Annotated in this window: 14 protein-coding genes and 1 pseudogene; 7 read left to right on the top strand and 8 right to left on the bottom strand. The window is 61.8% G+C overall.

Going from position 1 to position 17,329, the window contains the following annotated elements:
- Positions 1 to 114 precede the first annotated feature (114 nt).
- Positions 115 to 1,963: pseudogene (locus LGH82_RS13480) on the top strand (AsmA-like C-terminal region-containing protein).
- Positions 1,964 to 2,005: 42 nt separating this feature from the next.
- On the opposite strand, the gene LGH82_RS13485 reads toward LGH82_RS13480, so the two are convergent.
- The 6 genes from LGH82_RS13485 to LGH82_RS13510 form a co-directional block, all read right to left on the bottom strand.
- Complete coding sequence (locus LGH82_RS13485) at positions 2,006 to 2,824, bottom strand: ABC transporter permease (protein ID WP_227348927.1); 819 nt, start codon at positions 2,822 to 2,824, stop codon at positions 2,006 to 2,008.
- The gene (locus tag LGH82_RS13490) at positions 2,821 to 3,789 is read right to left on the bottom strand and encodes an ABC transporter permease subunit (protein ID WP_227348929.1); all 969 of its coding nucleotides are present in this window, start codon (positions 3,787 to 3,789) and stop codon (positions 2,821 to 2,823) included. Before LGH82_RS13490 ends, LGH82_RS13485 begins: the two co-directional genes overlap by 4 nt.
- 10 nt (positions 3,790 to 3,799) lie before the next feature.
- Positions 3,800 to 4,939 (bottom strand): ABC transporter ATP-binding protein, encoded by a 1,140-nt coding sequence (locus tag LGH82_RS13495; RefSeq protein WP_227348930.1) that lies wholly within the window; start codon positions 4,937 to 4,939, stop codon positions 3,800 to 3,802.
- A 174-nt stretch (positions 4,940 to 5,113) separates the two neighbouring features.
- A complete protein-coding gene (locus LGH82_RS13500; protein ID WP_227348931.1) occupies positions 5,114 to 6,211 on the bottom strand; it encodes a polyamine ABC transporter substrate-binding protein in 1,098 nt (365 codons plus the stop codon).
- 341 nt (positions 6,212 to 6,552) lie between these two features.
- Complete coding sequence (locus tag LGH82_RS13505) at positions 6,553 to 7,506, bottom strand: DMT family transporter (protein WP_227348932.1); 954 nt, start codon at positions 7,504 to 7,506, stop codon at positions 6,553 to 6,555.
- A 150-nt stretch (positions 7,507 to 7,656) separates the two neighbouring features.
- Positions 7,657 to 9,099, bottom strand: coding sequence for a helix-turn-helix domain-containing protein (locus LGH82_RS13510; protein ID WP_227348933.1), 1,443 nt, complete (start codon positions 9,097 to 9,099; stop codon positions 7,657 to 7,659).
- Positions 9,100 to 9,338: 239 nt separating this feature from the next.
- On the opposite strand from LGH82_RS13510, the gene aceA reads away from it, so the two are divergent.
- From aceA to LGH82_RS13525, 3 genes are all read left to right on the top strand, one after another.
- Positions 9,339 to 10,628 (top strand): isocitrate lyase, encoded by a 1,290-nt coding sequence (gene aceA / locus LGH82_RS13515; RefSeq protein WP_227348934.1) that lies wholly within the window; start codon positions 9,339 to 9,341, stop codon positions 10,626 to 10,628.
- Between the two features lie 55 nt (positions 10,629 to 10,683).
- Complete coding sequence (locus LGH82_RS13520; protein ID WP_227348935.1) at positions 10,684 to 10,926, top strand: hypothetical protein; 243 nt, start codon at positions 10,684 to 10,686, stop codon at positions 10,924 to 10,926.
- A 227-nt stretch (positions 10,927 to 11,153) separates the two neighbouring features.
- The gene (locus LGH82_RS13525; protein WP_227348936.1) at positions 11,154 to 11,618 is read left to right on the top strand and encodes a response regulator; all 465 of its coding nucleotides are present in this window, start codon (positions 11,154 to 11,156) and stop codon (positions 11,616 to 11,618) included.
- A 26-nt stretch (positions 11,619 to 11,644) separates the two neighbouring features.
- Here the strand turns inward: LGH82_RS13525 and LGH82_RS13530 are convergent, their stop codons facing one another.
- The gene (locus LGH82_RS13530) at positions 11,645 to 12,361 is read right to left on the bottom strand and encodes an HAD family hydrolase (protein ID WP_227348937.1); all 717 of its coding nucleotides are present in this window, start codon (positions 12,359 to 12,361) and stop codon (positions 11,645 to 11,647) included.
- 147 nt (positions 12,362 to 12,508) lie between these two features.
- On the opposite strand from LGH82_RS13530, the gene LGH82_RS13535 reads away from it, so the two are divergent.
- The 3 genes from LGH82_RS13535 to LGH82_RS13545 all read left to right on the top strand — a co-directional run bounded on the left by LGH82_RS13535 (position 12,509) and on the right by LGH82_RS13545 (position 16,408).
- Positions 12,509 to 13,942, top strand: a complete 1,434-nt coding sequence (locus LGH82_RS13535; RefSeq protein ID WP_227348938.1) for a glutamine synthetase family protein — start codon at positions 12,509 to 12,511, stop codon at positions 13,940 to 13,942.
- A gap of 104 nt (positions 13,943 to 14,046) precedes the next feature.
- Positions 14,047 to 15,333 (top strand): NAD(P)/FAD-dependent oxidoreductase, encoded by a 1,287-nt coding sequence (locus LGH82_RS13540; RefSeq protein WP_227348939.1) that lies wholly within the window; start codon positions 14,047 to 14,049, stop codon positions 15,331 to 15,333.
- 529 nt (positions 15,334 to 15,862) lie between these two features.
- Positions 15,863 to 16,408 (top strand): SH3 domain-containing protein, encoded by a 546-nt coding sequence (locus LGH82_RS13545; RefSeq protein ID WP_227348940.1) that lies wholly within the window; start codon positions 15,863 to 15,865, stop codon positions 16,406 to 16,408.
- A 157-nt stretch (positions 16,409 to 16,565) separates the two neighbouring features.
- Here LGH82_RS13545 and LGH82_RS13550 read toward each other — a convergent pair whose 3' ends face one another.
- Positions 16,566 to 17,312: an SDR family oxidoreductase gene (locus tag LGH82_RS13550; RefSeq protein WP_227349575.1), complete on the bottom strand. Its 747-nt coding sequence runs from the start codon at positions 17,310 to 17,312 to the stop codon at positions 16,566 to 16,568.
- Positions 17,313 to 17,329 lie beyond the last annotated feature (17 nt).

The following is a 17,329-nucleotide window of genomic DNA, read 5'->3' on the forward strand; positions in this document are numbered from 1 at the left end:
CGACCCGTCCTGGCTGTGCGCACATCCCATCGCTGGGCCATAAAGACTTGAAATGCGTCAGCCGTGGGTTACACCCGTCAGGCGATTTGTCGGAATGAAAGCATAAAGGGCGAGATGCCATCCTCTTTGATCCGGCGCGGAATATGGGCGATCGGCGCTGCCGTGATCGTCGCCGTGCTGGTGGTTGCAGCGCTGCCGCTCATCGCATCGACGCGTATCGTGCGCGACCGCATCGCATGGGAAATGAGCGTGGAGCGGCTTCAGGGTCACCATCGAAGGCTCGCCTCGCATAGAGGTCTGGCCGACATTCCGCGCCATCCTCACTGATGTGACGCTTTCGCAATGGACGGATGCCGACGCGCCGCCGGTGATCGAAGCCGAACGTGTCGAGGTCGACCTTTCCGCGATGGCGGCGCTGCGCGGCGACGTTGTGTTTTCAACGGCAAGGCTGGTGCGGCCGACGATAAGGGTCCAGCGCGCGGAAAACGGCTTGTTCCTGCCGGCCGTGCCTTCCGGTGGACGGATAGCGCGCTCCGTGGACACGGCACGCGGGGTGCTCAACGCCGACCCGGCCAAGCCGGATTTGAGCAAGCTGCCGTCGGATCCGTTCGGCACCATCGAGTTCAGGGACGGCCGCATGGTGGCCTCCATCGGCGGCAAGGACGTCGAGGTCCTGAGCAGCCTGACAGGCCAGGCGAGCTGGGCGGCGCTGAACAGCAATGCATCGCTGTCGGCCACGGGCATATGGCGGGGCGAAAGCGTCGCCGTGGATGTCGCTTCGCAAAAGCCACTGATGCTGTTCGCAGGCGGTGCCGCGCCTCTCACCCTTTCCTTCAAGGCGGCGCCTGCCACCTTCTCCTTCGATGGCACGGCCAGCATGTCGGAGAATGCCTATTTCGACGGCCAGGCGAAGTTTTCAGCTCCCTCGCTCAGGCGCTTGCTCGAATGGACGCAGGCAGGGATAGCACCGGGAGCGGCCATCGGCTCAGTCTCCGTTTCCAGCAAGATCACCGCGACGGCCGGGCGCGTAAAGTTTGAAAACACGGCGATTGCCCTGGACAACAATCCCGGAATGGGCGCGCTGGACTTCTCCTTCGGGGAAGCGCGGCCGGTGATCTCTGGTACGCTCGCCTTCGACACACTCGACCTATGGTCGTTCCTCTCCGCCTTCACGCCCCTGGCGCCGGTCGATGGAGCGGGGCCTGGCGAAGTCGACACAAGTTTCGCCGACCGCATCAATCTCGATCTCAGGCTTTCGGCGGCACATGCCACGGCTGGCGCGATCCAGCTTGCCGATGTCGCCGCCAATGCCCAGGTCAAGAACGGTCTGGCTGTCTTCGACATTTCCGACGCCTCCGCCTTCGGCGGCAACGTCCAGAGCAGCCTTCGTTTCGACCGCAAGCCCGAGGGAACGCAGGTCGAGATACGGCTTCTGGCCTCCGATATCGATGGCGGCGCTTTCGGCACCGCCGCCGGGATGACGCAACTGGTGCCGATCGGCACCGGCACCGTGTCGCTCATCCTCAAGGGACCCGGCAGGACCTGGAATTCCATATTCGAGAACGCCGATGGCTCGATTTCCGCGACCTTCGGACCGGGCGCGCTGAGCAAGCTCAATCTGCCGGCCTTCCTCAAGCACACCGAACAAGGCGGGTTCTTCGCGCTCGACGACGTTTCGGACGGAACGCTGCCGATCGACGGAGCCGAACTGAAGGCCAGCATTTCGAAGGGCGTCGCAAGGATCGACAAGGCCGAGGCCAATTCGGCGAAATACAAGATCTGGCTTTCCGGCATCGCGTCCTATGCCGGGCGTGGGCTGGCCCTGTCCGGGGGCGTGACGCAGACGGACAAGGCGGCAACCCAGACCAATGGCCAGGGCGCCAACCAGTCTTCCTTCTTCGTCGGCGGGACGTGGACCACGCCGTTCATCTCGCCGATCAGCCGCGGCATTTCCGGCGAATAGGCCTCCCTCTACCGAAACCCCGCGCTTTATCGCGGCCGACTGTCAGCCGCGCTGCGCGGCCTGCTCGTCACGCTGACGCTGGACCTCGCGACGCTTGTTGGCGAGCGAAGCGATGATGACGCCGACCGCGACAACGGCGATCAGGATGGTGCAGGCGGCGTTGATCTCCGGTGTGACGCCCAGGCGAACCTGACTGTAGATCTTCATCGGCAGCGTGGTGGCGCCGGGCCCGGAGGTGAAGCTGGCAATGACCAGGTCATCAAGCGACAATGTGAACGCCAGCATCCAGCCGGACACGATCGCCGGCAGGATGACGGGCAGCGTGATCTGGAAGAAGGTCTTCACCGGCGGTGCGCCGAGATCCATCGCCGCCTCCTCCAGTGAGCGGTCGAAGGTGACCAGGCGCGATTGCACGACGACCGCCACGAAGCACATGGTGAAGGTGATGTGCGCGAGCGTGACCGTGAGGAAGCCACGGTCGAGGCCAACGGCAACGAACAGCAGCAGCAGCGACAGGCCGGTGATGACTTCCGGCATGACCAGCGGCGCGAAGACCATGCCGGAAAACAGCACCCTGCCCTTGAAGCGCGTGTAACGCGTCAGGGTGAGTGCCGCCAGCGTGCCGAGCACGGTGGCCACGGTGGCCGAGATGACGCCGACGCGCGCGGTTACCCAGGTGGCGTCCATCAGGCCCTGATTGTGGAACAGCGATACGTACCATTTGGTCGAGAAGCCGCCCCAGACGGTGACCAGTTTCGACTCGTTGAAAGAGAAGACGATGAGCAGCACGATCGGCAGATAGAGAAAGGCAAAGCCCAGCACGATCGAGGTGATGTTGAAGCGGCTCCAGGTCGCGTTCATTTGTCTTGCTCCTGGGCGCGCGCCTGGGCCTGTTGGAAGATCATGATCGGCACGGTCAACAGCAGCAGCAGGATGACGGCCACGGCCGATGAAACGGGCCAGTCGCGGTTGGCGAAGAACTCGTTCCACAAGGTCTTGCCGATCATCAGCGTCTGCGACCCGCCGAGCAGATCGGGAATGACGAACTCACCGACTGCGGGGATGAAGACCAGAAGGCAACCGGCGATGACGCCAGGCAGCGACAGCGGGAAGGTGATCTTCCAGAAGGCTGATGTCGGCGGGCAGCCCAGATCCTTTGCCGCCTCGACCAGCGAGTAATCCATCTTCTCCAGCGAGGAATAGAGCGGCAGCACCATGAAAGGCAGGTAGGAATAGACGATGCCGATGAAGATCGCGGTATAGGTGTTGAGGATAATCAGCGGCTGGCTGATGACGCCGGTGGCGAGCAGCAGCTGGTTGAGCAGGCCCTCGGGTTTGAGGATGCCTATCCAGGCATAGACGCGGATCAGGAACGACGTCCAGAACGGCAGGATGACCAGCATCAGCAATGTCGGGCGGATCGAGGCCGGCGCACGCGCCATGCCATAGGCGATCGGGTAGCCGACCAGCAGCGTCAGGATGGTCGATATGCCGGCGATGACCACGCTGGAGACATAGGCGTTGAAGTACAGCGCATCCTGCGTCAGCCAGACGTAGTTGTCGAAACTGAAGCCGCCAAACCTTGAGAAGAACCCGGATACGCCGTCGCTGAAGTCGAGCGTGGGCGTATAGGGCGGCATGGCGATCGCCGTCTGCGACAGCGATATCTTGAAGACGATGATGAACGGAACGAGGAAGAAGAAGAGCAGCCAGACATAGGGAATGATAATGACAAGCCGGCTAATGAAGCCGGCGCCCAGCCGAGCCAGGATCGACTTTGAAGCGCCCGACGGAGCGACTGTATCAGCGATGGCGACATTCGACATGGTCGGCCCCCTACCGCGTCAGCACGACGCCGGCGTCCTGCCGGAACGAAACCCAGGCCCGGTCGCTCCAGTTCAGCGGATCCTCTGTGATGCGGGATGCGTTCATGGTGCTGGCGCGCACAACCTGCCCGTCGTCCAGCTTGACGTGATAAACGGTCATGTCGCCGAGATAGGCAATGTCATACACCTCGCCCTCGATGGCGTTGGCGGTCTCGGCAGGCCTCTTTGATGAAACCTTGATCTTCTCAGGCCTGATAGCGAAGGTAACGGATGCTCCGGGGGCGGCATTGCCGGCATTTTCCGTGCGGATCGTGATGCCGTTGCCGGCGTCGATGCTGGCCGCGCCACTCTCGCCACGCGCGATCTTGCCCTCGAACATGTTCACATTGCCGACGAAGCCAGCGACAAAGCGGGAACTGGGCGCCTCGTAGACTTCCGCCGGTGTCGCGACCTGCATCACCTCGCCCTTGTCGATGATGGCGATGCGGTCGGCCATGGTCATGGCCTCCTCCTGGTCGTGGGTGACGACGACGAAGGTGAGGCCTAGATTCTGTTGCAGGTCCATCAACTCGAACTGCGTCTCCTCGCGCAGCTTCTTGTCCAGCGCGCCAAGCGGCTCGTCGAGCAGCAGCACTTTCGGCCGCTTGGCGACCGAGCGGGCGAGCGCGACGCGCTGGCGCTGGCCGCCGGATAGCTGGTGCGGCTTGCGCTTGGCGAACTGCTCGAGCTTGACCAGTTTCAGCATCTCGGCGACGCGCGCCGCGATTTCGGGCTTCGGCATGCCGTCCTGCTTGAGGCCGAAGGCGATGTTGTTCTCGACCGTCATATGCGGGAACAGGGCGTAGGACTGGAACATCATGTTGACCGGCCGCCGGTATGGCGGAATGCCGCGCAAATCCTGACCGTCGAGCATGATGCGACCCGCGGTCGGCTCCTCGAAACCGGCGAGCATCCGCAGCAGTGTCGATTTCCCGCAGCCGGAAGCGCCAAGCAGCGCGAAGAACTCGCGCTCGAATATGGTCAGCGACAGATTGTTGACGGCGATGAAGTCACCGAACTTCTTGGTCACCTTGTCGAATTGAATATACGGCTTGGCATTGGGGTCGGTCCACGGTGCAAAATCCCTGCGGATGCTGCCAAGCGATTTCATGTCCCACTCCGTCTTCTGCTTGCCCCAAAGTCCGTTTCAACCCGGTTGAAACGACCTGTAGCTGTCTTGTTTTTGAGTACGATTTCCTTTCGGAAAACCGGTCCCCGTTTTTCCGGACCATGCCCTGACGATGCCAGGTCCCGGCAGCTGGCTGCCGGGACCTGTTCGAGGATGTTATTGGCCGGTGACGATCTTGGTCCAGCTGCGCGTGATGATGCGCTGGGTCTTGGGATCATAGGGCGCAACGGTATAAAGCTTCTTTACCGTCTCAGCGTCGGGATAGACCGACGGATCGTCCAGCAGCGCCTTGTCGACGAATTGCTGTGAATCCTTGTTGCCATTGGCATAAAGCACGTAGTTCGACGATTTCGCGATCACTTCGGGCGTCATCATGTAGTTGATGAATTCAAGCGCCTCGGCGACATGCGGCGCGTCGGCGGGGACCGCCATCTGATCGAACCACATCTGCGCGCCTTCCTTGGGCACCGAATAGCCGATCTCCACACCCTGCTTGGCCTCGACCGCGCGGTTGCGCGCCTGGAACACGTCACCCGACCAGCCAACCGCCAGGCAGATATCGCCATTGGCGAGCGCGTTGATGTATTCGGAAGAGTGGAACTTGCGGATATAGGGCCGAACCTTCAGCATGGCCTCTTCGGCCTTGGCGATGTCGTCGGGCGACGTACTGTTCGGATCGAGACCGAGATATTTCAGCGCCGCCGGGATGATGTCGGCCGGCGAGTCCAGCACATAGACACCGCAGTCCTTCACCTTGGCCAGCTTTTCGGGATTGAAGAATACGTCCCAGCTGTCGATCTTGTCGGTGCCGAGCGCCGCCTGCACCTTCTTGACGTTGTAACCGATGCCGACCGTGCCCCACATGTAGTTCACGGAATACTCGTTGCCGGGATCGTATTTTCCGGTCCGATCCGTGATGACGTCCCACATGTTGGAAATGTTCGGCAGCTTCGACTTGTCCAGCTTCTGGAAGACCTTGGCCTGGATCTGACGGGCAAGGAAATTGGCCGATGGCACGACGACATCGTAGCCACTGCCGCCGGCAAGCAGCTTGGTTTCCAGGATCTCGTTGGAATCGAAGGTGTCGTAGACGACCTTGATCCCGGTCTTCTTGGTGAAGTCATCTATGATCGAGCTGTCGATGTAATCCGACCAGTTGTAGACATTGACCACGCGATCCTCCGCGTGGCTGCCGGGCGTGAAAAGCGCCAGGAATACCGAGGTTGCCGAAAGCCAGAGCGCTTTGCGGATCATGCTATTCTCCTTTGGTGGGTGTTCCTTCGCCGGCTTGCCGCCGCAAGTGCGCTGCCGGCATTTTTCTTCAGACTATTGAGCTTTCCCGGGGTCGACAAGCGCGAATTGCCAGTATTGTGGCAGTCCAACGCAGGTCCAGCGAGGACTCTATGTCGTGAGTTGGATGGCGTTCCGTTGCCGTCAGAAGCTTTCGCTACCGCGCGGACAGAAATACAACGATGTGATCCGGTCTCAAACGGGCCAGCGGGGAGACTTGGCAAGATACGCCTGTCTTGTTGTTGCCGTATTCTCAGCCTGCCCGCCCGATAGCGACGTTGTCAATGGCAAAGCCGTGGGTTGCATCAATTAGGAGATGGCATGCCTGTGATGCCCGGCCGCACCGGGCGCGCCTGGCGCTTGAATTCCAATCCGATATGAACGAGCAGCGCCGTGACCACGACCGTTCCGCCGATGATGGTGCGCCCCGACGGCACCTCGGAATGTATGAGCCAGACCCATATCGGGCCAAGGATCGGCTCGAAGGTGCCGAGCAACGCGGCTATGGCCGCGGGGATCAGCCTGGCACCGGTAGCGAAGAACGCAAGGCCGAGGCCGAGATTGACCACGCCGAAGGCAAAGAGAAAGCCCATGTCGTGGCCGGAAACGGCAAAAGTCGACGCCTGCGACGCCGCGAAGGCGGCGGCCAGGATCGCGCCCAGACAGGTGGCCGGCGTCATGCGCACATGGGCAAAGCGCCGCGTGATGACCGTAGCGATCGAGAACATGACGGCAATGAGCAGCGCCAGCCCGTCGCCGATGGGAGACACGGCGCCGTCAAGGGATTCCGACACCATGATGGCGACGCCCGCAATGACGGCGGCAATCGCGACCCATGTCGCAACGGACACCGTTTCGCGAAACAGCGCCCAGGCAAAGAGCGCCGCCAGCAGCGGCACGCCGGCCTGCATCAGCAGGATGTTGGCGACAGTGGTGAAGGACAGCGCCACGACGAAACAGGTCGATGCGACAGCAAAGCAAATCGCCACGGCAAGGCCCGGCAGCCCCATGTCGCGGAACAACTTCAAGGTGCCGCGCCAGCCGTCGCGCCAGACCATGAAGCAGAGCAGGAAGGCAGCGGCCCAGACCGATCGCCAGAACACCACGGTCCAGCTGTCATCGGCGTGGATGAAGCGGGCAAATGTGCCTCCGAAGCTCCACATCAGCGCGGACAGGAACACCAGCAGGAATCCGGTACGCTCTTCGCGCCGGGAGACAATCGGCAAGACGGCAATCGGCGGCGATGCTGTGTCGGTCATGGGCGCGACTGTCGATGTTTTGGAGACGGTACGATGCGCAACGGACGAAAAAAACTGCCCTATTCGCGTAACGCAAAGTCAACGACCGGGCGTGATCCAGAAAAACGCGATGGTTGTGGCAAGGATCACGGTGCTACGGCCGCGACACTGTCATTGAAAATCGAAGGCGCTCAGGCCCGTCACCATCTCGTCAAGACCAAGCGGCCGCGTGACTGGAGGCTCGGCCCGCGACAGGCAGCCGATGCGTTCGCAAAGCCGGCAGGCTGGCCCGACGGGTGTGGCCATGACGGCACCGGCCCTTGCCGCACCGACCGCGCCGGGCAACGCGGCGCCATAGACGATCTCGTCGCGAAAACCGATGTCGCAACCCAGCAACAACGCCGTGCGGCGCGGGCGCTCCGAGAACGAGCCTTGCGGCCCTTCGAGCGTACGGGCAATGCAGAGAAACTCCGCGCCATCCGGCATTTCCACCGCCTCGACGAAGATCTGGCCGGGCTGCGTGAAAGCGGCATGCACCGGGAGTTTCGGACAACCGCCACCGAAACGGCTTTGCGGAAATCCCTGGCTGCCCGCCTTGCGAAAGCGGTTGCCGGCATTATCGACCTCAAGCATGAAGAACGGTACCGCGGAAGCGCCGGAGCGCTGCAACATCGTCAGCCTGTTTGCCGCCTGTTCGAAGGAAACCCCGAAGCGCGAGCGCAGCACGTCCACATCGTAACGCGCCCGCGTAGCGGCGGCGTGGAAGGCCTGATAGGGCATCATCAGCGCGTGAGCCGCGTAGCGACCTAGTTCGAAACGGGCCAGACGGCGGGCCTCGTCGGTGCTCAGCTTGAGCGCCTGGATTTCGCCGGCGACCGCAACCGTCATGCGGATCAGGCAAGCCTCCATCGCGACCTCCCGCAGCTGATCGAACGGCGACAGACGCTCGGATATAAAAAGGCGCTGCGAATGGCGGTCGTAGCGTCGTCGCCAGTTGGGCATGGTGGCGACTGGCAGCACCTTGACCACGATGCCATATTCACGCTTCAGCCAGGCTTTCAATGCGCCGAACAGATCCTCGCCGGGATCGAGAACCGACGTGAATGCTTGGGCCTCTTCCTCGAGAGCCGCGAAATGGTTCGGCCGGCGCTGGAAGACCTCATGCACCTCGTCGATCGGCAGCCTAGCGCCCGAAAGCGCGGTTGCCTTGCCCTCGCGGGCCAGAAGTTCATTGAGATCGGACAGGCGTTCCGCCTGCTCGCGATAGGCGCGGAACAGCTTTATCACGGCGGCCGACGCATTGGGCGCCACCTCGGCAATCTCGATCAGTTCCTGGTCACCGGGTAGTTCGCCGACCAGCAGCGGATCGGCGAACACCTCCTTCAGCGCCGCGATGGATCCCCTCGCCTCGCCCTGCAATTCGTGAGGATCGACCTTGTAGACGGACGCCAGTTTCAGGATCAGCTGGACTGTCAGCGGCCGCTGGTTGCGTTCGATCAGGTTGAGATAGGACGGCGAGATGCCCAGCCCTTCAGCCATCGCCGTCTGGGTCAGCCCCTTGGCATTGCGAACCCGACGAATCCGTGGACCGGCAAAGATCTTCTGGTCAGCCATCCGATCGCCCTTGACAGGAATTTACAGACATTCGCGCGTGGATATCCGCGACATCGTTTTTACAATTATGACAAATTTACAGCCTCCGCCTGTCAAACACAACACATGTTTTCCTTTATTTATCGCGAAATTCCTGGTTTTCTCTCGCCCATTTCGCGCTGCAATGTAAACTCAGTCACACATGGGCAGCACATTTGACCGCAGCCCGAGGTAAATCGCAGAAATCTTCGGAGTGACCAATGACTGATTTTTACAACCTCGTCCCCTCGGCACCGGAAGGCCGCTTCGACGGCATCGAACGGCCCTATTCGCCGGAGGATGTGAAGCGGCTGCGCGGTTCGGTGCAGATCCGGCAGAGCCTCGCCGAGATGGGCGCTAACCGGTTGTGGCAACTCATCCATGAGGAAGATTTCGTCAACGCTCTCGGCGCGATGTCCGGCAATCAGGCGATGCAGCAGGTCCGCGCCGGCCTGAAGGCGATCTACCTGTCGGGATGGCAGGTCGCCGCCGACGCCAACACCGCGTCGGCCATGTATCCGGATCAGTCGCTCTACCCGGCCAACGCCGCGCCCGAACTGGTCAAGCGCATCAACCGCACGCTGCAGCGCGCGGACCAGATCGAGACGTCGGAAGGCAAGGGCCTGTCGGTCGACACATGGTTCGCGCCGATCGTCGCCGATGCGGAGGCTGGCTTCGGCGGGCCGCTCAACGCCTTCGAGATCATGAAAGCCTTCATCGAGGCAGGTGCGGCCGGTGTCCACTACGAGGACCAGCTGGCGTCGGAGAAGAAGTGCGGCCATCTCGGCGGCAAGGTGCTGATCCCGACCGCTGCCCACATCCGCAACCTCAACGCGGCACGGCTTGCGGCAGACGTGATGGGCACGCCGACGCTGGTGGTGGCCCGCACCGACGCCGAGGCGGCCAAGCTTCTGACGTCCGACATCGATGAGCGCGACCAGCCCTTCGTCGACTACGGTGCCGGCCGCACGGTCGAGGGCTTCTACCAGGTCAAGAACGGCATCGAGCCGTGCATCGCGCGTGCCATTGCTTATGCGCCCCACGCCGACCTGATCTGGTGCGAGACCTCCAAGCCCGATCTGGCGCAGGCCAGGAAGTTCGCCGAGGGCGTGCGCAAGCATCACCCGGGCAAGCTGCTCGCCTACAACTGCTCGCCCTCTTTCAACTGGAAGAAGAACCTCGACGACGCGACGATCGCCAAGTTCCAGCGGGAGCTGGGGGCGATGGGCTACAAGTTCCAGTTCATCACCCTGGCTGGCTTCCACCAGCTCAACTTCGGCATGTTCGAGCTCGCTCGTGGCTACAAGGCTCGGCAGATGTCCGCCTATTCCGAGTTGCAGGAGGCCGAATTCGCGGCCGAAGCCCATGGCTACACCGCCACCAAACACCAGCGCGAGGTCGGCACCGGCTATTTCGACGCGGTGTCGATGGCGATCACCGGCGGCCGGTCTTCGACCACCGCCATGCATGAATCGACCGAGCACGCCCAGTTCAAGCCGGCTGCGGAATAGCTGGACATAACAGAGGAAACGCCCGAAGGGGCATGGACAGACAGGGAGAAGACCAATGGCATCGATCAGCCGCGTCAAGGAACGGGCAGAAGAACAGGCGACCACCATGAGCGTCGACCAGCAGGCGACGATCCGCATGCTGGCGAATGACCTGCACAGGCTCAACCAGTCTGTGATGAAGGCAGTCGAGGCGGGCGTCTCGGTGGAACTTGTGCGCTCCGCGAGGCATCATGGCGGTGACGGCAATTGGGGCGATCTCCTGATACCCGTGATCGTCACGCAGCAGCGCCACGACTGAGCGAAAAAGCCCTTTTATTGAACAATCACCCGCGCAGTGTCCGCGCGGGTGACTTTTATTTTTGCAGACACAACAGTACAGAAGCACTACAAATTTCCCGGACTCCAACAGAGTTCTTGGTACGCTTCATTTCAACTTGACTTGGGCCGCGACCTCACGCCATTAGTCCCTCTAATTTCAACTCTGCATTGAAATAGAGCGAACGGCCCACCCCGCCCATGTGCCCAATGAATCGCGAAAACGAGACTGCAAAACACCTGGGTCTGGTGGCCCGGAACACGGACGCCGAGATGTCCACGGATTTATCCCAGGTGCTGGTTGTGGGAAAATCTCCCATCAACCGCGTGGTGGTTTCAAAGATAGTGGAGAAATCCGGCCTCAAGCCGATCTCGGAATCGCCTGAAACGGCGGCAAAGACCTTGCGATCCCTTATTCCAGGCGCCGTTGTGCTTGATGGCGGCCCGGACAACAGGGACTGCGATAGCCTGCTTTCAGGCATTGAGGCGCTGCGTCGAGCCTCGGGGAAATCACGCCCTCCCGTGATACTGCTTTCCACCAAGAACGGCACACCGGAAAGCCTGGGCCTGTCGAGCATCGTTGATGTCGTGGTCGCCAAGCCGATCACAACCGAACGGCTGCAACCGGTGATCGATCGGCTGATCGAACTGGGACGCAAGCCGGTGGCGGGATAAATCTGGCCAGCCTCAGCGGGGCAAGATCACCCGGTTTCGGTGATGCTTTCGATCAGGCCGGGCAATTCTCCGAGATCGGCTATCTGGCGGAAACGAGATGCGCCCACGGGCGGCTCCACATGCTCCAGCACCCAGGTCAGTTCATGCGGCACATGAACACCCCAACCACCGGCCTCAATGGCAGGCACCACGTCGGACTTGAGTGAATTTCCAACCATCATGCTTTTCTCCGGACCGTCGCCATGACGGCTGAAGATGCGGGCATAGGTGGCAGCGCTCTTGTCGCTGACGATCTCCACCGCATCGAACAGGTCTCCCAGACCGGACCCAGCCAACTTGCGTTCCTGATCAAAGAGGTCACCCTTGGTGATCAGCACCAGCCGAAACCTACCAGCGAGCTTTTCAACAGTTTCACGCGCGTGGGGCAGCGCCTCGATCGGGTGGCTTAGCATCTCCCGGCCCGCGGCAAGGATTTCGGCGATAACCGGGGCCGGAACGCGACCTTCGGTGAACTCGATCGCCGTCTCGATCATCGACAGCGTAAATCCCTTGATGCCGAACCCGTAGACGGCAAGGTTACGCCTCTCCGCGTCCAGCAATCGTGCGGAGATATGCTCTTCCTCGCCATGGCCCGCGAGCATCGCCACAAATCGCTTCTCGGTCATGCGGAAAAACTGCTCGTTTTGCCAGAGCGTGTCATCGGCATCAAAGCCGATCGTTGTCAGGTTGAAATTGTGCTGCATTCGGTCACTTCGATTGAGATTTGGGAAGTCGAACCTAAGCTGCTTGGAGTAATTTTCAATCGCGTTGGGAAACGCGACCGGGTTCCCCTTCCCTTCGGTCGTGGGGCACGGCTATACTCGGACATCCGAAACCGAACCTGGTGATTGATGCCGCCTGCAAAAAAGGAAGTCCGTCCGTCGAGCCGCGGAGGACGCACCCGCACGCCTGCCTACGTAAAAAACCAACGCGGCGTGAAGAACTGGAAGGAAGTCAGCGAATGGCTGGAGTGGCGAGGCATCGAAGACATCGAATGCATCACTCCTGACCAGGCCGGTGTCGCCCGCGGCAAGATGATGCCGTCGAAGAAATTCACCTCCAACACCTCGCTGGCGCTGCCCTCGGCGGTGTTCATGACGACGATCTCCGGCGGCTACCCGGAAGACGGGAACGGCTTCCACTATCCGGAGGACGACGGCGATCTCAAGCTGATGCCGGATCTCTCGACGCTGACCGTGGTGCCATGGGAAGAGGATCCGACGGCGGCGGTCATCTGCGATCTCGTGCACCAGGACGGCCGCTCGGTCGAGTTCACGCCGCGCAACGTGTTGAAGCGCGTGGTGGCCGCCTATGACAAGCTTGGCCTGAAACCCGTCGTGGCGCCCGAGATCGAATTCTACCTCGTGCGCAAGAATCCTGATCCGGACTATCCGCTGACCCCGCCGGTCGGACGTTCGGGGCGGGCGATCGGCGGCGGCGCCGGCTATTCGATCGCCGGCGTCAACGAATTCGACGAACTGATCGACGACATCTACCATTTCTCCGAGAGCCAGGGCCTGGAGATCGACACGCTGATCCACGAGGAAGGCGCCGGCCAGCTCGAGATCAACTTGCGCCACGGCGACCCGATCGAACTTGCCGACCAGGTGTTCATGTTCAAGCGCACGATCCGCGAGGCCGCGCTGAAGCATGAGATCTACGCCACCTTCATGGCCAAGCCGATCCAGGGACAACCCGGCTCCGCCATGCACATCCACCAGTCGATCATCGACAAGAAGACCGGCAAGAACATTTTCTCGGCCGAGGACGGCTCGGAAACCGACGCCTTCTTCCATTTCATCGGCGGCATGCAGAAGCATGTGCCTAACGCGCTGGTGATGTTCGCGCCCTATGTCAATTCCTACCGCCGGCTGACCCAGGCGGCTTCCGCCCCGGTCAACAACAAGTGGGGCTATGACAACCGCACCACGGCGTTCCGCGTTCCGCGTTCCGACCCGGCGGCGCGGCGTGTCGAAAACCGCGTTCCGTCTTCCGATGCCAATCCCTATCTGGCGCTGGCTGGCTCGCTCGCCTGCGGGCTCATCGGCATCACCAACAAGATCAAGGCCGAGCCGCCCGTCCTGACCACCGCCAATGCGGCCGAGATCGACCTCCCGCGCGGCCTGCTGGAAGCCGTCGATCTGTTCGAGGGCGATGAGGAACTCTGCGCGCTGCTCGGCAAGTCCTTCGCCGCCACCTATGCGGCGATCAAGCGGGCGGAGTTCGAGACGTTCATGGAAGTGATCAGCCCGTGGGAGCGGGAATATCTGCTGCTGAACGTGTGATGGCTGAGCGAGTAGTGAGTGAGTAGCCAGTAGGCTCACAGCTCATGGCTCTCTACTATTCGCTCTCTACGTCCCTCTAAAAAATACCGAGTCTTCGCAGTATCATGCCCTACCAATCCCCGATCTCTCCCGGCCGCTCCTGGTATGAGGACACGGCTGGGCCTCGACCGGAATATCCCGCGCTCGACGGCGACCGGACGTGCGACGTCGTCATCATCGGCGGCGGCTTTACGGGGTTGTCGGCGGCTGCCCATCTCGCCAAGGCCGGCACCAATGTCGTGCTGATCGAAGCGTACCGCTTCGGCGACGGTGCATCCGGGCGCAATGGTGGCCAGCTCGGCACGGGCCAGCGTGCCTGGGCCGAGGAAATGGAGGCGGAGTACGGCTTTTCCCGCGCCAAGGCATTGTTCGACCTCGCCGAGGAGGCGAAAACCCACCTCCTGGAATTCGCCGCCGCCAACCAGATCGATATCGACTATATGCCCGGCCAGTTGTCGGTGGCGCACAAGCCGCGCTATGTCGACGACTACAAGGCGCATGCCGAGATCATGGCCGGCCGCTTCGGCTACCCGCATATCTCCTTCATGGACGCCAGGGAGACGGCGGAACGACTGGGCTCGGCACGATATTTTGGCGGCACGCGCGACGCCGGCACCGGCCACATCCACCCGTTGAAACTGCTCATCGGCACGGCCCGGGTGGCAGCGCAAGCAGGCGCTCAAATGTTCGAGCAGACACCGTCGACCGGCATCACCTCAACCGGCGGCAAGGTTAAGGTCACGACGCCCAGGGGCACGATCACCGCCGACAAATGCCTGATCGCGGTCAATGCCTATGGCGGCACGCTTGAGCCGGTGAGTGCGGCGCACATCATGCCGATCGGCTCCTTCATCGGCGCGACCGTACCGCTTGGAGCAGATTCCAAGGTGCTGCCGGGCGGCGAATCAGTCGATGATTCCCGCTTCGTCGTACGCTATTTCCGCAAATCGGCGGACGGTAGACTGCTATTCGGCGGACGCGAAGTCTACGGGGTCAACGATCCCAAGGATATCCACATCCATATCCGCCGGCAGATCGCCGAGCTTTATCCCGCGTTGAAGGATGTCGAGATCACGCATGGCTGGGGCGGTTATGTCGGCATCACCATGCCGAGAAAGCCGTTCGTGCGCGAAGTGATGCCCAATGTGATCTCGGCCGGCGGCTATTCGGGCCATGGCGTGATGCTGTCGAATTTCTTCGGCAAGCTCTACGCCGAGACTGTTGCCGGCAACCGGGATAGACTGAAGATGATCGAGGATCTGAATATACCGCCCTTCCCCGGTGGACGTCGTTTCCGTGCGCCGATGCTTTTCCTCGCGCTGAACTGGTTCGCCTTGAGGGACAGGATTTAACGAACATTGCAAAACTCTTAACAAGGGCGCACTGATGCCACAATCGGCGGCAAATGATGCCAGCCGTGGGTGATCAACGGGGATTTCTGCGGGCCTGCCCGCTTTTGGTTTTGGGACCGATGCCGATCGGACGCCGGGCTTCCGGTATTTGATCGAAAGAACATCGGCCCGCATATGGAGGTGGCAAGAGTGAAAGAGCCCTTCAGTTTCGGCGCGCCGGAACAGCGGCGCGTTGCCATGCAATTCGGCTATGACACGCGGCCCTCGTTCTGGCAGGGAATCCAGTCGAACTCGCATCTCGTGATCGCCGCGGTCGGCACCGCGGCGCTTCTAGGCGTCGCGGCCGTGGCGCTATGGCTGGCTTTGCCGGCCAATGAGCGGCAAGCGATTGCCAGTCCCGAGCAGACCGTGCCTACCGTTCCCGTGAAGACGACCAAGGTTGCCACTACCCCTGTTGCGACCACCGTCGCGACAATGGCATCGCCGACATCGCCGCAAGCAGATCGCAAAGCAGACAAGGTGTCGCCAATTGTTGCCGCAAAAGCCGTGGTGGTCACGGCGCTCGCATCCGACGATCCCCGCTGGACGGGATCGGGAGCAAAGCCGGCGGCCAGCACCGCCGCACCGCCGCCCGCAGGCTGCAAACCCGGCGGGGGCGGCCGACAAACCAGCCGCCGCCGCTGCATTCGCCGAACCGGTCGCCGGAACGGATGCAGCCACGGAACTTGCCAAGGTCGCGGCGCCCAACAATGTCGACACCAGCGACTCGGCCGATGGCACACAGACCGCCGCCATTCCCGAAGTGCAACCGGAAGTGCCGCCACAACAGCCCTCGGCCGCCGGGGATGCTGGTAACCAGGTCAAGGCAAAGCCGCAAAAAGCAGCGGCGACGGGCACCGGACGCATACTGAGGCCGGTCACCATGCGAAGCGGCCCGAAGACGAGTGCCGCCGCCATTGTGACCGTTCCCGCCAAGACATCGGTGCAGTTGGTGAGCTGCAAGCAATGGTGCGAAATCGTCTACAACGGCAAGCACGGCTGGGTTTACAAGAGCTACATCAAACCCGGCGCCTGAGGCGACGCCGGGCAATAGAGCCCGTCAAAGCAGCCGTTGTCGAGACATCTCGACGCTTGGCGATCGCGCCAAGCCAGCTTCGTTCCGATCGTCTCGATTGGTAGGGCGCGGCCCCCAAGACCCAAGAAGATTTTCACGCTTTTAATCGACCCGCCGCTCATATGCAGCGTCCGCCATCGACTTCCAGCGCGACGCCGGTGATGAACGCGGCTTCGTCCGATGCAAGCCAGAGTGCTGCATTGGCGATGTCCAGTGGCGTCGAAAGGCGGCCAAGCGGGATCGATGCGCGGAATCTGTCGCGGATTTCCGGCGTGTCCGCGCCCATGAATTTCTCTAGCATGCCGGTTTCGCCCGCGACCGGGCAAAGGCAGTTGACGCGGATGTTCTTCGGCGCCAGCTCCACCGCCATGGATTTGGTCGCGGTGATCGCCCAGCCTTTCGACGCATTGTACCAGGTAAGGCCGGGCCGTGGCCTGAGACCTGCGGTGGAGGCCGTGGTCAGGATAACGCCGCCGCCTTGCCTCTCCATGATCGGCACCACGGCCAGCGCCGCATGGTAGATCGCCTTCATGTTGACCGCGGTGATCAGGTCGAAGGTCTCCTCGTCGACCTTGAGCATGTCGCCATTGCGATGCGTGTAGCCCGCATTGTTGACCATGATGTCGATGCGGCCGAAGGCGCTTTTCGCGGCATAAATCATCTCGTCGAATTCTGACCGCAACGAGACATCGGTCTGTGTCCAGATCGCCGCCTCGCCGATCTCGTTGGCGACGCGCTCCGCGCCCTTGGCATTGAGATCGGCGACGACCACGCGCGCGCCCTCCTCGGCAAAGCGCTTCGCCATGCCTTCGCCAAAGCCCGATGCCGCGCCAGTGATGATGGCGACTTTGTTTTCGAGACGCATGATTTTCCCGCCCATTG

Source organism: Mesorhizobium sp. PAMC28654, assembly GCF_020616515.1.
Taxonomy (GTDB): Bacteria; Pseudomonadota; Alphaproteobacteria; order Rhizobiales; family Rhizobiaceae; genus Mesorhizobium.

What these genes read in the sequence shown, in the direction of transcription:
- LGH82_RS13485 (WP_227348927.1), bottom strand. Translation starts at nt 2,824, where the DNA reads ATGAACGCGACCTGGAGCCGCTTCAACATCACCTCGATCGTGCTGGGC.
- LGH82_RS13490 (WP_227348929.1), bottom strand. Translation starts at nt 3,789, where the DNA reads ATGTCGAATGTCGCCATCGCTGATACAGTCGCTCCGTCGGGCGCTTCA.
- LGH82_RS13495 (WP_227348930.1), bottom strand. Translation starts at nt 4,939, where the DNA reads ATGAAATCGCTTGGCAGCATCCGCAGGGATTTTGCACCGTGGACCGAC.
- LGH82_RS13500 (WP_227348931.1), bottom strand. Translation starts at nt 6,211, where the DNA reads ATGATCCGCAAAGCGCTCTGGCTTTCGGCAACCTCGGTATTCCTGGCG.
- LGH82_RS13505 (WP_227348932.1), bottom strand. Translation starts at nt 7,506, where the DNA reads ATGACCGACACAGCATCGCCGCCGATTGCCGTCTTGCCGATTGTCTCC.
- LGH82_RS13510 (WP_227348933.1), bottom strand. Translation starts at nt 9,099, where the DNA reads ATGGCTGACCAGAAGATCTTTGCCGGTCCACGGATTCGTCGGGTTCGC.
- aceA (WP_227348934.1), top strand. Translation starts at nt 9,339, where the DNA reads ATGACTGATTTTTACAACCTCGTCCCCTCGGCACCGGAAGGCCGCTTC.
- LGH82_RS13520 (WP_227348935.1), top strand. Translation starts at nt 10,684, where the DNA reads ATGGCATCGATCAGCCGCGTCAAGGAACGGGCAGAAGAACAGGCGACC.
- LGH82_RS13525 (WP_227348936.1), top strand. Translation starts at nt 11,154, where the DNA reads ATGAATCGCGAAAACGAGACTGCAAAACACCTGGGTCTGGTGGCCCGG.
- LGH82_RS13530 (WP_227348937.1), bottom strand. Translation starts at nt 12,361, where the DNA reads ATGCAGCACAATTTCAACCTGACAACGATCGGCTTTGATGCCGATGAC.
- LGH82_RS13535 (WP_227348938.1), top strand. Translation starts at nt 12,509, where the DNA reads ATGCCGCCTGCAAAAAAGGAAGTCCGTCCGTCGAGCCGCGGAGGACGC.
- LGH82_RS13540 (WP_227348939.1), top strand. Translation starts at nt 14,047, where the DNA reads ATGCCCTACCAATCCCCGATCTCTCCCGGCCGCTCCTGGTATGAGGAC.
- LGH82_RS13550 (WP_227349575.1), bottom strand. Translation starts at nt 17,312, where the DNA reads ATGCGTCTCGAAAACAAAGTCGCCATCATCACTGGCGCGGCATCGGGC.